The sequence below is a fragment of the Candidatus Sulfotelmatobacter sp. genome (genome assembly GCA_035498555.1).
In the GTDB taxonomy this organism is placed as follows: domain Bacteria; phylum Eisenbacteria; class RBG-16-71-46; order RBG-16-71-46; family RBG-16-71-46; genus DATKAB01.
Window position 1 is genome coordinate 1 of the sequence record DATKAB010000007.1, and the last position, 16,335, is coordinate 16,335.

Sequence of the window (16,335 nt, forward strand, 5' to 3'; positions counted from 1 at the left end):
TGGCCAAGAACCCCGGCATTCCGATCTCGGTGCGATCGGCGGGTTTCAACTGGCTGTCGTTCCTGATCACGGCGCTGCCGTTCCTGCTGCTGCTGCCGGTGTGGATGCTGCTCATCCGCCAGATGCAGGGCTCGGGCAGCGCGGCGCTCAAGTTCGGCAAGACGCGCGCCAAGGTGCTGGTCGAGAGCGCCCCAAAGGTCACGTTCAAGGACGTGGCGGGCTGCGACGAGGCCAAGCTCGAGCTGCAGGAGATCATCGAGTTCCTGAAGGAACCGCAGAAGTTCCAGCGCCTGGGCGGGCGGATTCCGAAGGGGGCGCTGCTGCTCGGGCCTCCCGGCTCCGGGAAGACGCTGCTCGCCAAGGCGGTCGCCGGAGAAGCCGGCGTTCCGTTCTTCTCGATGAGCGGCTCCGACTTCGTGGAAATGTTCGTCGGTGTGGGCGCTTCGGTGACCGGCGACACACCCGTGCTCGTCCGCCACCAGGGTCGCACGCGGCTCATACCGATCGGCGAATTCGTCGACCCGTTCTATGCCGGCGACGACGCCGGCCGCCTGGTACCGGTGGCCGGGCTCGAGACACTCGGCTTCGAAGAGCTGCCTTCCAAGTTCAGGGGATCTTCCAAGAAGTTCGTGAAGGGCAGCGCCTGGAAGCCCGCGCGCGGTGTGTACCGGCATCGGGTCAACGAGATCTACGAGATCGATTATCTCGGCGGGCGCCTCCGCACCACCGGGGACCACAGCGTCTTCATCCGCACTCGCGACGGCGTGAAGGCAATCGAAGCGCGCGAGCTGAAGTCGGGTGATGAGCTGGTGCAGCTGCCGCTCAAGATGCGTGGCGAGTTCCAGCCGGGGATAGGCACGCCGCATTCCATGCGAGCACACGAGTTCCCGGCCGAGGCCGAGGCGCGCCGGGTTCGGGTAGCGGACGATGCGACCGGGGACGAAGCGCGGTTCACATACGCGCTGGCCCACGCCGGCGAAGAGAGCCAGAGCGCGATCGCCTCGGCGATCGGGGTTTCGCAGATGACCGTGAGCAACTGGCAGCGCGGGGTCCACCGTCCGCGCGCGATCGCGAATCTGCCGGAGCGACTGCCCGAGAGCGTCTCAGTGACGCCCGACCTGATGAAGCTGTTCGGCTACTACACGGCGGAAGGCCGCGAGAACGGCTGTCTCGAATTCACGTTCGGATCCCACGAATCTGATTTGCACGCCGACGTGATCGCGCGGATGCGCAGCGTCTTCGGCGTCGAGCCGATCGTGACTCCGACCGCCGATCACAGCACGAAGATCACTTACCACGTGGCCGCACTCGGAAGGTTCTTCGCGCGCCATTGCGGAACAGGCAGTCACGAGAAGCGCGTTCCCGAGATGCTGTGGGATCTGCCGCGCGCTCATTTCGAGGCGTTTCTGACCGGATACGCGCTGGGCGACGGCTACGTCACGCGCGAGGGCAAGCTGAGCGTGACTTCGGTGAGCCATCAGCTGATTCGCGAGCTGGCCTGGCTTTGTGCGATGCACGGCATTCCGGCGGGCGTGCGCGAGACGCATGCTCCGGCAGGCCGGGTGCTCAAGAGCCGCCCATTGCCCGCGACCACCGCGTGGAACCTGATCGTGGGCCGCACCAGCCACTGGCTGGTTCGCGACCGCGCGCGCCAGGGCAAGCGCGCCATCGTGCGCTCGGTGCGCGCCGTGCCGTTCGATGGATTCGTCTACGACCTGTGCGGCTGCGAGAACGAGGCCTTCTTCGGCGGAGAGAAGCCCGTGCTGCTCCACAACAGTCGCGTCCGCGATCTCTTCGAGCAGGGCAAGCGGAACGCCCCCTGCATCATCTTCGTGGACGAGATCGACGCGGTCGGACGCCATCGCGGCGCCGGCCTCGGCGGCGGCCACGACGAACGCGAGCAGACGTTGAACCAGCTGCTGGTCGAGATGGACGGCTTCGAGACCAACGAAGGCGTGATCCTGATCGCCGCCACCAACCGGCCCGACGTGCTCGATCCGGCGCTGCTGCGCCCCGGGCGTTTCGACCGGCAGATCGTGGTGGACTGGCCCGACGTGCGCGGGCGCGAAGGCATTCTGCGCGTCCACTCGCGCAAGATCCCGCTCGCCGAGGACGTGGAGTTGAACATCATCGCCCGCAGCACGCCCGGCATGGCCGGCGCGGATCTCGCCAACATGGTGAACGAGGCGGCACTGCTCGCGGCGCGCCGCAATCGCAAGAAGGTCACGATGCAGGACTTCGAGGACGCCAAGGACAAGGTGATGCTCGGCATGGAGCGGAAGAGCCTGGTCATGACCGAAGAAGAGCGCCGCACCACCGCGTACCACGAAGCCGGTCACGCGCTGGTGGCGCTGCTCTCGCCGGGCGCCGATCCGGTCAACAAGGTGACCATCATTCCGCGCGGGCGCACGCTCGGCGTCACCTGGTACCTGCCGCAGGAAGAGCGTCACAACCATTCGAAGGAGCAGCTCGAGGCGCAGCTCTGTCATGCGATGGGCGGGCGCGCGGCCGAGAAGCTGGTGTTCAACCACTTCACGACCGGCGCGATCGGCGATCTTTCACAGGCCACCGAAACCGCGCGCAACATGGTCTGCCGCTACGGCATGAGCGACGTGCTGGGCCCGCTCACCTTCGGCAAGAAGGAAGAGATGGTGTTCCTCGGCAAGGAAATCGCGACCCACAAGGACTACAGCGAGCAGACCGCGGTGCTGATCGATCAAGAGGTGCGCAAGATCGTCGAGCGCGCCTACGAGAAGGCGTCGCAGCTGCTGCGCGAGAATCAGGACAAGCTGCACCTGATCGCCAGCACGCTGCTCGAGCGCGAGGTGCTCGACGGCGACGAATTGAACCGCCTGATGAAGGGCGAGACGCTGCCGCCGATGAAGCGCGGCGACGGCGGCGATACCACCGCCGCGCCGGTCGGCCCGCCCGAGATGGCCGCAGCCCCGCGCGACGGCGGAATCGAGCCGTTCGGCTCGCCCGCGCCGCGGCCCGCGGGCGCGTAGCCCGGCCCGCAGCCACACCTCCGCCCGCCGCGTTGGTCCCTTCGGGGCCGGCGGTGGGCGATTGTTTTGCCGGCATCTTGCAACTTCGGACCCCCCTCGCGCGTCTAAGGAGGCGTCACGTGAATGCGAACGCGTGGCGAGCGACCTACCAGTCGCGAGGTCTTCCAAGAGCGGTCGGAGACGGGCAAGGCTCCGATCGGCAGTGGGCGCCCGGCCGGCACGCCGGGCGCAACTGTTTGGGCACGTCACGAGCGGCCAGGGACGGTCGCTCGTTTCTCGTTCGAGGGAGCGCCGGTGCCACGCAGCCGGCACCCGGCGAACGGCTCAGGAACCGGCGCCCGTCGCGAGGCCCGTGAATGTCGCCCCGCTCCCCGCCAGCTGCACCAGCAATCTCGCCGGCGCGTAGCGCTCGCCCTTCTCGGCGCGCAGCGCGGTGAGGCGCGCTTCCACCGTGCGCAGGCCGACGGCGTCGGCGTAGCGCATCGGACCGCCGCGGAACGGCGGGAAGCCGGCGCCGAAGATCATGGCGAGATCGAGCCAGTTGGCGTCCTCGACCACGCCGTCCTCGAGACAGCGAGCACCCTCGTTCACCATCGCCAGCACCATGCGCTCGGCCAGCACCTCGCCGACCGCGGCGCGCGGCTTGCGCGTCAGCCCGAGCAGCCCGGAGATGCGCGGCTCGGGCTCGCGCCGGCCGGCGCGATAGCGATAGAAGCCGAGGCCGTTCTTCCGGCCGAGCCGCTTCGCCTCCAGCAGCCGGTCGAGCGCCGCCGCCGCCGACATCCGATCCGGAAACGCCGCGCTCAGCACGACCGCCACCTTCTGCGCCACGTCGAGTCCGACCTCGTCGAGCACCTCGAACGGGCCCATGGGCATGCCGAAGCGGCGCATCGCGGCGTCCACGTCGCGCACCGCGTAGCCGTCGTCGACCAGGTGCATGGCTTCGCGCAGGTAGGGCATCAGCAGCCGATTCACCACGAACCCCGGCGCGTCGCGCACCACCACCGGCGTCTTGCCGAGCGCGCGCGCGAACGCCACCGCGCGCACCATCGCCGGGTCGGAGGTCTTGGAGCCTCTCACCACCTCGACCAGCGGCATGCGATGGACGGGATTGAAGAAATGGAATCCACAGAAGCGCTCGGGGTGCTGGAATCCGGCGGCGATCGCGTCCACCGACAGCGACGACGTGTTGGTGGCGAGCAGCGCTTCGGGCCGCATCCGGACTTCCAGCTCGGCGAACACGCGGCGCTTGACGTCGAGGTCCTCGACCACCGCCTCGATCGCGAGATCGCTGCGCTCGACGCCGGAGAGATCGAGCGCCGGAAGGATCAACGCCATCTGCGCGTCCTTTTCGCGCGCCGGCATTCTGCGGCGCCTGCCCCGCTCGTCGATCAGTCCGCGCACGGTCTGGAGCGCCTTCGTCAGCGCCTCGGGCTTGACGTCGCGCATCCTCACGCGCACGCCGGTGCGGCTCGCCAGCTCGGCGATCCCCGCACCCATCACGCCGGTGCCGATCAGGGCCAGCGATTCCACCGGCTCGGGCCGGCCCTCGAATCCCTTCACCGCCGGCGCCTTCTTGGCCTGCTCCGAGAGCAGGAAGATGCGCACCAGGTTCTTGCACACCGGCGAGACCACCAGCTCCGGCACTTCGCCGGCCTCGAGCTTCAGCGCCTCCTCGATCGATTTCCCGAGGCCGAAGCGCAGCACGCGCAGCGCCGCGAGCGGCGCCGGATAGTGTCCGCCGGTGCGTGCGCGGGTCATGGCACCGGCGCGATCGAGCGCGAAGTTCCGTCCGAACGGCGTCGAGTCCACCAGCCAGGCGCCGAAGCCGCGCGCGCGATAGGCGTCGCGACGGCGCGCCGCCGGGCGCTTCGCCAGCTCGGCGAGGCGCCGCTCGGCGGCATCCGCCAGCCAGGCCGCGGGCACCGCGCGCGCGATCAGTCCGGCCTTCTCGGCGCGCCGCGCGTCCAGCGCGCGGCCGGTCAGGATCAGATCGAGCGCGGCGGTGAGGCCGATCAAACGCGGCAGGCGCGTGGTGCCGCCGAAGCCCGGGATGATTCCGAGCAGCACCTCGGGCAGCCCGATCTGGGTGCGCGGCTCCTCGGCCGCGATCCGCGAGTCACAGGCCAGCGCCAGCTCGGTGCCGCCGCCCAGGCATACGCCGTCGATCGCCGCCACCGTCGGCACCGGCAGCGCCGCGAGCCGCGAAAAGGCTCGATGGGCGCGCTCGACGATCTCGCGCACCTCGGCGGGCTCGGTCATCGCGCCGATCGCCTCGATGTCGGCCCCGGCGATGAACGAGCCGGATTTGCCGCTGGTCACGATCACCCCGGCCGAAGCCCGCTCGGCGCCCGCCTCCAGCTCGCCGAGCGCCCGCTCGAGCGATTCGATCGCCGCCACGTCGAGCACGTTGATGCGGCGATCGGGATGGTCCATCACCAGCCGCGCGATCCTCCGCTCGCCCCATTCGACGCAGAACACGCCGCTCATGGCCGCTCCACCACGAAGGCGGCGCCCTGGCCGCCGCCCACGCACAGCGCCGCGAGCCCGCGCTTCAGGTTCCGGCGCTTCAGCTCGTGAAGGAGGGTGAGCAGCAGCCGAGCGCCACTCGCCCCGACCGGATGCCCGAGCGCGATCGCGCCGCCATTCACGTTGAGGATCTCGGACGGGATCTCGCCGAGCGCCCGGTCGCGCTTCAGCTCGACGCGCGCGAACGCGTCGGACTTCGCCGCCGCAATGCAGGCCAGCACCTGCGCCGCGAACGCTTCGTTGATCTCGATGAGCTCCATGTCGGCGAGTGCGAGGCCGGCCCGATCGAGCGCCCGGGCGGCCGCGAACACCGGGCCAAGACCCATGCGGCTCGGCGAGAGCCCGGCGAAGGCGAACGAGCGAACGCGCCCGAGCGGCGCGCCCGGCCACTGCCTGGCGGCGTCCTCGCCCCCCACCAGCAGCGCCACCGCGCCATCGGTCACCTGGCAGGAGTTGCCGACCGTCACCGTGCCGTTGCGGCGATCGAAATAGGGCTTGAGCTTCGCCAGCGCCTCGAGCGTCTGGCCCTCGCGCGGCCCGACGTCGTCGCGCACCGCCTCGTAGGTGGGCGGCGCGAACACCGGCACGATCTCCTCGCGCAGCTTCTCGCGCGCCCCGATCGCGCGCAGATGGCTCTGCAGCGCAAAGGCATCCTGCTGCTCGCGGGTGATGTGGAACTCGCGGCTCAGCACTTCGGCGGTCTGGCCCATGTTGAGCCCGCACACCAGGTCGGTGAGGCCCTCGGCCAGCGCGATGCGCGGCTGGAGCAGCGCGGGCCGGAACCTGAGCAGCGCGCCGAGCTTCTGCGGAAGCGACTTCGCGCGCATCAGCCCCTCGAGCCAGACGCCGTACTCGTAGGTGTACTGGAGCGGGATCTGGCTCATGGACTCCATGCCGCCGGCGATCACCCAGCGCGCGTCGCCCGCGGCGATGCGATAGAGCGCCGACGCCACCGCCTCCATCCCCGAGGCGCAGTTGCGATGGACGGTCGCTGCCGGCACCGCCTCGGGCACGCCCGCCCGCAGCGCCGTGACGCGCGAAATGTTGGCGGCCTCGGCGGGCTGCGCGCAGTTGCCCATGGTGACTTCGTCGATCGCCGCCGGATCGAGGCCGTTGCGCGCGATCAGCTCGCCGATCGCGACCCGGCCCAGCTCGTAGGCCGGCGTGCGCCGGAACGGGCCGCCAGCCTTGGCGAACGGGGTGCGGACACCCGCCAGGATCCATCCCGAGACCGCGCTCACGTTTCCCTCGTCACGGATGCTTCGGCAGCTTGCCGAGCAGCGTCTTCGCCTCGGCCTGGTAGTGCGAATCGCGCGGGTTGCTGGTGGGGGGCAGCGAGATCGCGGTGTTCAGCTCCTCGCGGGCCTCGCTCCAGTGCTTGAGCTGCATGTAGGTGCGCCCCAGCTCGAGATGGTGGTTCACGTAGTTCGGCTCCAACTCGATCGCCTTCTGGAAGTCTCTCACCGCATTGTCCATCGAGGCGCCCTTGGGAACGCCGCCGAGCACGGTATTGGCGGCGGCCCGCTCCATGAAGTTGAGGCTGGCGATTCGGCGATTCCACATCGCGCGCACGTGATAGCCGCGGCCGATCCCGGGGTCGATCTCGAGGGCGCGATCCACCTCGGACTTGATCTCGCGCGACATGGCGAGCTGCGTCTTCGGGCCTTCCTTGAGCGCCTGGCGCCCGAGCGCCACCGCCAGCCAGACGTGGCCCTGGGCGCTGTCGGGCGCGGCCTTGACCGCGGCGCGCGCGTGCTCGACCGCCACCACGATCAGCTCGCGCCGTTCTTCGCCGGTCGCGTCCTCGCCACGTTCCGATTCCACGCGCGCCACCCGCCACAACGTCTGGTAATTGAGCGAATCGGCCTTGAGCGCGGCGTCGTACTCGGCCTCGGCCATCGGCAGGTCGCCGCGCCCGTAGGCGCCGTCGCCGGCCGCCAGGTGCTCGGACACGGTGGGAACCGCGAGCGCCGCGCCGGTGGCGAGGCCGAGCGCGAGGAACGCGGCGGCCAAGTCCCGAAGCACGGGGCGTCGGATGAGTTCCATGTCGGTCGGATCCTTCCTGCCGGCAGGCCGAGCGGAGCGCGAGCGACTCTGTCGCAGGTTCTCGGGGCTTGTCAACGTCCGGCGCCGATGCTAACCCTCTGCTCCGGACTCCACGGAAAGGATGACGCGTGGCCTCAACGCTGATCCAGGTCTTCTACGAGACGGTCGCCCGCCACCCGCGTCCCGATCTGTTCATGCGCAAGATCGAGGGCCGCTGGGAACCGCTGAGCACCGAGCGCGTGGTGAGCGACGTCGAATCGCTGGGGCTCGCGCTGCGCGAGCTGGGAGTGGCACGCGGAGACCGCATCGGCCTGCTTTCCGAGAATCGCTATGAATGGCCGCTCACCGATCTCGCCGTGCTGGGGCTCGGCGCAGTCACGGTGCCGATCTACCCCACGCTCACGGCCGAGCAGTGCCGCTTCATCCTCGACAACGCCGAGTGCGGCGTGGTGGTGGTCTCGGGCAACATGCAGCTCCAGAAGCTGCACGCCGTGGCCGGCTACCTCAAGGCGCTGCGAACGGTGATCTACATGGACCCGGTCCCCGAGCCGGGGCCGACCGATCGCGACCTTCGCGCCCTGCTCAAGCGCGGCGCCGAGCTGCGCGCCGCCGACTCCGGCGCCTATCGCCAGCTCGCCGAGCAGGTGAAGCCCGACGATCTCGCCACCATCATCTACACCTCGGGCACGACCGGCGAGCCGAAGGGCGCGATGCTGAGTCACTGGAACATCGTCTTCGACGTGGAGAGCTGCCTCAAGCGCGTGGAGCTCAAGCCCTCCGATCGGGCGCTCTCGTTCCTCCCGCTGTGCCACATCTTCGAGCGCATGGCGGGGCTCTACGCCCTGCTCCATCAGGGGATGAGCATCGCCTATGCGCAGAGCATCGACACCGTGGCACTCGACGCGGTCGACGTGCATCCCACCATCATCAACGGCGTGCCGCGCTTCTACGAGAAGGTCTACGCGCGGGTGATGGAGAACGCGGGAAAAGAGCCGCCGATCAAGCGCGCCATCTTCCACTGGGGGCTCGAGCAGGGCCGGCGCCGCGCGCGTGCCCACTTCGAGCGCCGCTCGCTCGCCCCGCATCACGCGCTCGCCGCCGCGATCGCCGATCGGCTGGTGGGCGCCAAGGTGCGCGAGCGGGTCGGCGGGCGACTGCGTTTCTGCATCTCGGGTGGCGCGCCGCTGGCGCCCAAGGTCATCGAGTTCTTCTTCGCGGTCGGCATCCCGGTGCTGGAGGGCTACGGTCTCACCGAGACCTCGCCGGTCATCTGCCTCAATCCGCCCGGGAAGGAGAAGCCCGGCTCGGTCGGTCCGCCGATCGAGGGCGTGGAGGTGAGGCTCGGCGACGAGGACGAGATCCTGACGCGCGGGCCGCACATCATGAGCGGCTATTTCCACAACGAGCCGGCAACGCAGCAGGCGCTGCGCGGCGGCTGGTTCCACACCGGCGACGTCGGGCGCTTCGACGACGAGGGCTACCTGTTCATCACCGATCGGCTCAAGGACCTGCTGGTCACCTCGGGCGGCAAGAAGGTGGCCCCCCAGCCGATCGAGGCCCGCTTGAAGATCAGCAAGTGGATCAGCGAGGCGGTGCTGCTCGGGGATCGGCGGCCCTACGTGGTGGCGCTGCTGGTGCCCAACCTGGCCAACCTGCAGGCCGAGGCCCGGGCGCGCGGATGGGCGTTCACCTCCCAGCAGGACCTGATCGCGCGGCCCGAGGTCCGGGCCCTCTACCAGGCCGAGGTGGACCGCGCCAATCAGGGCCTGGCGCCCTTCGAGACCATCAAGCACTTCGCCCTGCTCGACCGGGAGCTGAGCGCCGAGGCCGGCGAGTTGACCCCGACGCTCAAGGTCCGCCGGCGCATCGTCTCCGAGCGGTTTTCGGATATGATCCAGAACCTTTACTCTGGCCCGCCTGCCAGGCACAGCTGAACCTGAACTCGAGCACCGGGAACGCAATTCGGAGGAGATACCCCGACATGACCATCCGACGGATGGCGCTCGCCGCCGCGCTGGCGCTGCTGATTCCGGGCGCAGCGAGGGCCGCGGGTTACAACATCTACGAGCAGAGCGCTTCCGCCATCGGAATGGCGGGTGCGGTGACCGCCTCGGCGCGCGACGCCTCGGCGCTCTACTACAACCCGGCCGCCATCACCACGCTGGACGGCTGGCGCCTGTACGGCGGCACGACGGCGCTGCAGCCGGTCACGAGCTTCACCGGCATGAATCCCTACCCCGGCTACGGGCGGGTCGAGTCCATGGAGAACCAGACCTTCTGGCCCTCCCACGCCTACGCCACGCTGGGCCGCGGGACTTGGGGCGTGGGATTCGGCTTCAACACTCCGTTCGGGCTGGGCGTCAGCTGGGACAATCCCGACCAGTTCACCGGGCGCTACATCGTCACCAAGGCCGACCTCCGCTGCTACAACTGGATGGCGGATGGCGCCTGGGCGCCCAACAAGCAGATCAGCGTCGCCGGCGGACTCAACTACGTGAGCACCACGGTCGAGCTCAACAACCGGGTGCAGACCCCCTATCCGGGCGGCGGTGGCGCGGTGGTCGACGTCGCGAAGGCCAAGGTCAAGGGTGATCGCAGCTCGAAGATCGGCTGGAACGCGGCCCTGCTCTGGTCGCCGAACGCCGCCTGGGCGGTGGGCGCTCGCTACACCAGCAAGGTCAAGATCGACGTGGACGGCAAGGCCACCTTCGATCAGATCTACTCGGGCAACGCGGCCTTCGATGCCACCGTCGCCGCATCGCTGCCGCCCAATCAGAATGCCAACACCTCGATCGTGTTCCCGGCAATCCTGTCGGGCGGCTTGGCCTGGCATCCGAGCAAGGGCTGGACGCTCGAGGGCGACTACAACTACACCCAGTGGGACGCCTTCGAAGACCTGCCCATCAATCTCGAGCAGACCCCCTCGGCCGGCCGGGTGATCGAAGAGAACTACGTGAGCTCGAGCCAGATCCGCTTCGGCGCCGAGCATCAGCTCACCAAGTTCACCTACCGGATCGGCTACTACTTCGACTGGCACGCCGCGCCGCTCGAATCGGTCTCGCCGATCCTGCCCGACGCCGATCGTCAGGGCCTAAGCGGCGGCCTGGGCTTTGGCTTCCTCGACAACAAGCTCACGCTCGACCTCTACGAGCTTGCGATTTTCGTTCAGAACCGCAGCACCGAGGGCGCGAATCGCGATGGCTTCAATGGTGAGTACAAATCCTACGTCAACGCCGCGGGCTTGAGCCTCGGCTGGAAGTTCTAGGAGCGGCCATGACGACCTACGACATCTTCTCACGCCGCCTGCGGCGGGCCGCTCTCCCGCTCGCGCTGCTCGGCGCGCTGGCGGGATGCGCCAAGATCAAGCCGAGCGTTGCGCCAATCGCGGTGTGGGGCAGCGCCAATTTCAACACCATCGTCGCGATGGGCACCAGCATCTCCGCCGGTTTCGAGTCGGGCGGGCTGGTGCAGCGGCATCAGACCCAGTCCTTCCCCTATCTGTTCGCCAGACAGGTCGGCTCGCCGCAGTTCACCATTCCCAACGTGAACCTCGACGGGTGGCCGCCGCTCCTCCGTATCCAGTCGCTCGGACCGCCGCTGGTGATCGACACCACCAACGCGCGCCGTGGCGCGTGGATCAACATCGCGCAGCCCACCCCGTATCACGATCTGGCGGTGCCGGGCGCGCTGCTGGCCGACGTGCAGGACGTGAGCCTCAACTACAACCCGGGGCTCGGTCGCGACGCCTCGTTCTTCAACAACATCCTGCGCGAGGGACAGCAGACCATTCCGCGCAGCTTGCTGCAGCTGGTCACGGCGCGGCGTCCGACCTTCATCACCTTCGAGTTCGGATCGAACGAACTGCTGGGCCCGGCCGCCGGCGGCTCGGGAACGCCACTGGTGCCGGCGCCGGTGTGGGCGGGGCTGCTGCATCAGACCCTCGACTCGCTCGACTTCTACAATCCCGCCGCGAAGAAGGTGATCTTCACCGTCCCCGACGTGCTCACGATCCCGTTCTTCACCACGCTGCCGATCGTCGAGCTGGACCGGAATCAGCAGCCCCAGATCGGCCCCGGCGGGCCCAAGTTCCTGATCGGCCCGAGCGGGTCGCTCGCGCCCGGCGATTTCGTCACGCTCGAGGCCGGCTCGCTGCTCGCGGCCGGCTACGGCTATGCGGTGGGCGACACCTCCTACCTCTCGGGAGGTCCGGTTCCCGGCAATGGGCTCGCGTTGCCCGATCAGGTGGTGCTGTCGGCGGCCGAAGCCGCTTCGATCACGAGCGCGGTCGATGCCTACAACGCCGCGATCAGCAGCGAAGCGGCCGCGCGCGGCTATGGCGTGCTCGACTTCCACGGCCTGCTTCAGGACATCAACGCCAACGGCTACACCTTCGCCGGGACCCACTACACGACCCAGTTCATCACCGGCGGACTGGTCAGCCTCGACGGAGTTCATCCGACCGATCTGGCGCACGGCATCATTGCCAACGCCCTGATCGACGTGGTGAACGCCAAGTGGGGCGCCCAGATACCGACGCTCGACCTGTCGCAGTCATTGACCGCGACCTCGTCCGAGGTGGCCCACCGCGGTGCAGGCGAGTCGTCGCTGGCGCCGGTAACGGGGGCTCTGCTCGCGCGCGAGGCGTTTGTGAGAAGCGCTCCGCGCTAGAGATCAGGCGTCGTCCGAGGGCGGTGAGCGCGATTCAGTGGGTCGTGCTCCGAAGATTGCAGCTGGCGGGTGGCTACCGGTTGTGGCGCAGGATCCTCGCCTGATTCTCGCCGTGGACCGCCGGAAACCAAGGCACGACTTGGGCTTGTGCCAGCCAACCGCAATCTTCGGAGCACGACCGATTCAGCGGGCGCGCGGGTAGCGGGTCCACTTCAAGAACCACGCCGCCAGAGTGTCGGCATCGGCGGGCGTGGGCGTCAGGCCCGTGGTCGCGATCCAGGGGCGCTTCCAGCGCTCCACCCGCCCGCGATCGCGCGACAGCACCTGCAGGGTGAGATCCCTGGGGGTTCCGGCGTCGGGTCCGGTCAAGACCGCGAGCGCGGGAATGTTCAGGCGCGCGGCCGCCGAAATCGGCTCGTCGGGCGGGTAGAGGTGCAGGTTGCGTATCTGAATCGCCTCGGGAATCACGAACGTGCCGTTCAGCTTCATCGCGTCGTCGGTAGTGCGGTAGAGCTGCTCGGCCGCCAGTGCGTCGCACACGCCGGGGATCCGGGCGATCGCCGCGACCGCCAGGACACCGCCCATCCCCTGCCCCCAGACGAACAAGTGCATCGTGGAATCGGACCGCGCCCGCGCCGCGCGCAGCGCCCCGACCACATCCTCCACCCAGCGTGAGGCCAGTATCAGGTAGCGCAGCGAATCCTTTTCCGCATCGGCCGGCGCAGGATCGCGAAGCGCGAAGGTCATCGCGCTGAAGCCGCGCTGCTGAAAGAGCAGTGCCAGGCTGTCGAGCCCGGGATCCGGCCGGCGCCCGCGCGGCACCAGCACCAGCACCGGCGCGCCCTTCGGACCCGAGTACCAGGTTCCAGTCAGCCGTGTGCTGTCCGGCGAAAGAAAACTCATGGCAGCGGGCGGCTCGGCATGGCTCGCGGTGCCCGGCCTCGGGCCTGAGGCCGTCGCCGCGTGAGCCCGCCCCACCACCAGCAGCAGCAGGGCGGCGCCCATGCCGGTCCATGCCCGCTCCAAGCCGGCGGTGGCGCGGGCGGTCACGGCAGGCGCTCGCTCAGCTCTTCCCGAACCAGCGTGGGCGGCACCGAGCCCGAGGCGAGCAGCGCCGCGTGAAAGTCGTGCAAGTCGAACCGCGATCCCAGCCGCCGGCGAGCCTCGTCGCGCAGTTCGGTCAGCTGGATCTTTCCGACCAGGTAGCTCGAAGGCTGCGTCGGCGTGAGCGCGTAGCGCTTCACCTCAGACTCGGCCATCTCCGGTTCGACCAGCGCCTCGGTCACCAGGTATTGGACCGCCTGCTCGAAGCTCATGCGACCGGTGTGGAGCCCGACGTCGATCACCACGCGGCAGGCGCGCCGCAGCAGCTCCCGCAACTGGTACAGGCGGCTCACGGGCTCGCGGTAGAACCCGTGCTCGTACATCAGCTCCTCGGAGTAGAGCGCCCAGCCCTCGCACATCATGGGACTGTCGGCGAGCTTGCGGAGGCGCGAGCCGCTCCGATTGGCGATCGAGACCTGCAGGTGATGCCCCGGGTAGGCCTCGTGCGCCGTGGTGATCGGCAGGGCCGCGAGGGCGTGCGCCTGCAGCTGGCGCTCCTGCGTCTCGCGCGACTTGGCCATGTCGACCGGCGTGACGAAGAACCAGCCGGTCGATTCTTCGTCGAACGGCGCGGGTGCCAGATACGCGGCGTAGGGCGTGGTGGGGCGTTCGAAGACCGGTGTGTCCACGATCTCGAGCCGCGCTTCGGGCAGCGGGGCCAGTCGCTTCTCGGCGACGAAGCGGCGAGCGCGCTCGACCTCGGCGACATAGGCCTCGCGGACGCGCAGCGTTTCCGGGTGCCGCTCCCGCGCGATCGCGATCTGCTCCTGCCAGGTATGCGAGGGGTCGAGCCGGCGGGCCTCGTTTTCCAGTTCCTCGAGCGTGGTCGCCATGTGCTCGCGGCCGAGCGCATCGAGGTCGGCCGAGCGGAGCGAGAGCAGATGCTCGTGCTCGAGCCGCCAGTCCAGCCAGCGCTGGCCGAGCGAGTGGGAACCGCCGGCGCGGGCGCGCACGTCGCGCTCGAGCGCCTCCTGGTAGCCGAGGAAGCCGACGCGCGCGCGGCCGCCGGCGTGTTCAATTCGCTCCGCCTCGCCCGGGAACGCGTGCAGCAGCTGCCGCACCACCTCGTCAACGAAGCTCGGGCCGCTGGAGGCCACCTCGATCGCCACGGACAGATAGAGCGGCGGCACCTGCTGGAGGCTGGTGCGCGCACCCTCGAGATAGTCGGGGAGCGCCATCAGTCGCGAGAGGAGCGGCTCCTTGCGTTCCTCGAGCGGCGCGAACGGTCGCGCCATGAGCAGGAAGACGCCGTACAGCGCGGTTTCGGCGGCGCGCACCGGATTGCGCGCCAGCACCTTGAGATCTTCGAGCTCGGCGCGCGCCACGGCGAGCTTGGAGCGCAGGAGCGCGAAATCCACACGCTGCGTCGTGGGCAGCTCCTCCCACGGCACGGCAGCCACCAGCCGCTGCTCGAAATCCCGCAGCCATGCGCTTCGTTCACGCTGGCCGTCGGGCGAATGATCGGGAAACAACGCGTCGTAGTCGTGAATACCCGCCAGCGTCGCCGCCACCGGATCCTGGCGCAGCGATACCTCGACGAACTCCTCGCTCAGCGACGCGAAGGCCTTTTCGGTTTCGAGCATGGGACTCCGGGGGTCATCGGCATCAGGCCCCCGCGCCTTCACGCCGCGGAGGCCTGGAGCCTTGCCTGATTCTGAATCGTGCTAACCGACGCGAGTGACGTTGGCCGCCTGCCTGCCCTTCTCGCCGGGAACCACGTCGAACTCGACCCGATCCCCCTGCGCCAGGGTCTTGAACCCATCCGATTGGATGGCCGAGAAGTGCACGAACACGTCTTCTCCACCATCGTCCTGGATGAAGCCGAATCCCTTCGACTCGTTGAACCACTTCACCGCGCCCTGCATGCGGGCGCCGGGCGCGGCCGAGACCGGCGAGGGACGCGCGGCGCGTTCGGGCCGCGCCGGACGATGCTGGCGATAGCAATCCTTGCAGTAGACCGGCCGCCCGGCCGTGGGCGCAAACGGCACCATGGTTTCCGCACCGCAGTTGCTGCAGGTGGCCGCGAACTGATTCCTCGAGGAAGCGGCCGCGCCCGCGCGGGAGCCGGGCTGGGCCGAGGCGCCGGGCTGTCCGCGCTGTGCGCGACGATTCTCGCGACAGCGCCGGCAGCGGGTCGGCGCGTGAGTCAGTCCCTTTTCGCGGTAGAACTCCTGCTCCCCGGCGGTGAAAACGAACTCGTCACCGCACTCGATGCACTTGAGAACCTGATCCTCACCCGTAGCCATGTCGCGAATATTGACCTCCCCGTTCGGGACGCGATCGAACCTCTGAACCACAAACACGAACGCCTCAGCAGCGCATGCTGCCGAGGCGACTCACGCGAGAAGACGGCCTGCCGGGGAAGTCCTGCGAGCTACCGACCACGGATCGAAAATCACAGACCACCAAGGGGCGATGGAACGACAACCGGGCGATTCTTGCTGCAAAAAGTATAGGAGTCGTTTTCCGGGGGTGTCAACGGCTCAGGCGCGAGCCGCTTCGCGCGCGGCCCCGGCGAAGCCCGGCCGCGACCGCCGGATCAGCCGAGCAGCGGCGTGGCGCGCCGGCGCCTCGCAGGTGCTTGCGCGCACAGGGCCTGCAGGATCTCGGCCATGGTGATGACGTCGAGCAGGTTGTGGTGGAACACGGGAATCAAGCGCCAGGGATCGCCCTCGCGCACGTAGTCGTGATAGAGGCCCGGCACCTCGTCTCCGGGCACGTCGCCGGTCCGCCAGCGCCCGCACACGTGCCGCTCGAGGGTCTGGAGCCGGCAGTCCGGCAGATCCTCCCGCCAGCGGCGCCGGGCGGCGTGCAGCAGGTCGAGGTGCCGTGGCGGAAGCGCCAGCCTCACACCGTGCACCACCGCCCGCCCGCGCAGGAACGGAGCGTCGTAGGAGCGCCCGTTGTAGGTGATCAGGAATTCGAACGAGCCGGTGAGCTCTCCGAGCGCGCGCAGCAGCGTCGCTTCCTCGCCGTAATGACG

General features: G+C 69.1%; 11 protein-coding genes. 4 read left to right on the plus strand and 7 right to left on the minus strand.

What is annotated here, in order from left to right:
- A partial coding sequence (ftsH, locus tag VMJ70_01040; protein ID HTO89690.1) for an ATP-dependent zinc metalloprotease FtsH occupies positions 1-3,005 on the plus strand: 3,005 nt, incomplete at its 5' end.
- Between the two features lie 324 nt (positions 3,006-3,329).
- Here the strand turns inward: ftsH and VMJ70_01045 are convergent.
- Genes VMJ70_01045 through VMJ70_01055 form a run of 3 tightly spaced genes read right to left on the minus strand, consistent with a single transcriptional unit; the run spans position 3,330 to position 7,580 of the window.
- Positions 3,330-5,495, minus strand: a complete 2,166-nt coding sequence (locus tag VMJ70_01045; protein HTO89691.1) for a 3-hydroxyacyl-CoA dehydrogenase NAD-binding domain-containing protein — start codon at positions 5,493-5,495, stop codon at positions 3,330-3,332.
- A complete protein-coding gene (locus VMJ70_01050) occupies positions 5,492-6,775 on the minus strand; it encodes a thiolase family protein (protein HTO89692.1) in 1,284 nt (427 codons plus the stop codon). Before VMJ70_01050 ends, VMJ70_01045 begins: the two co-directional genes overlap by 4 nt.
- Positions 6,776-6,785: 10 nt before the next feature.
- A complete protein-coding gene (locus VMJ70_01055) occupies positions 6,786-7,580 on the minus strand; it encodes a tetratricopeptide repeat protein (GenBank protein ID HTO89693.1) in 795 nt (264 codons plus the stop codon).
- A 128-nt stretch (positions 7,581-7,708) separates the two neighbouring features.
- Between VMJ70_01055 and VMJ70_01060 the strand changes: the two genes are divergently transcribed.
- From VMJ70_01060 to VMJ70_01070, 3 genes are read left to right on the plus strand one after another with little or no spacing between them, the layout of a single operon-like run.
- A complete protein-coding gene (locus tag VMJ70_01060) occupies positions 7,709-9,514 on the plus strand; it encodes a long-chain fatty acid--CoA ligase (protein HTO89694.1) in 1,806 nt (601 codons plus the stop codon).
- Positions 9,515-9,561: 47 nt separating this feature from the next.
- Positions 9,562-10,845: an outer membrane protein transport protein gene (locus tag VMJ70_01065; protein ID HTO89695.1), complete on the plus strand. Its 1,284-nt coding sequence runs from the start codon at positions 9,562-9,564 to the stop codon at positions 10,843-10,845.
- A gap of 8 nt (positions 10,846-10,853) precedes the next feature.
- Positions 10,854-12,248 (plus strand): SGNH/GDSL hydrolase family protein, encoded by a 1,395-nt coding sequence (locus VMJ70_01070; GenBank protein ID HTO89696.1) that lies wholly within the window; start codon positions 10,854-10,856, stop codon positions 12,246-12,248.
- 183 nt (positions 12,249-12,431) lie between these two features.
- Here the strand turns inward: VMJ70_01070 and VMJ70_01075 are convergent, their stop codons facing one another.
- The 4 genes from VMJ70_01075 to VMJ70_01090 form a co-directional block, all read right to left on the minus strand.
- Positions 12,432-13,298, minus strand: coding sequence for a hypothetical protein (locus VMJ70_01075; protein ID HTO89697.1), 867 nt, complete (start codon positions 13,296-13,298; stop codon positions 12,432-12,434).
- Complete coding sequence (locus VMJ70_01080; protein ID HTO89698.1) at positions 13,295-14,935, minus strand: DUF885 domain-containing protein; 1,641 nt, start codon at positions 14,933-14,935, stop codon at positions 13,295-13,297. Before VMJ70_01080 ends, VMJ70_01075 begins: the two co-directional genes overlap by 4 nt.
- A gap of 81 nt (positions 14,936-15,016) precedes the next feature.
- Positions 15,017-15,598, minus strand: a complete 582-nt coding sequence (locus VMJ70_01085; protein HTO89699.1) for a cold shock domain-containing protein — start codon at positions 15,596-15,598, stop codon at positions 15,017-15,019.
- 293 nt (positions 15,599-15,891) lie between these two features.
- On the minus strand, positions 15,892-16,335 hold a 444-nt coding region (locus VMJ70_01090), incomplete at its 5' end, for a ribonuclease H-like domain-containing protein (protein HTO89700.1).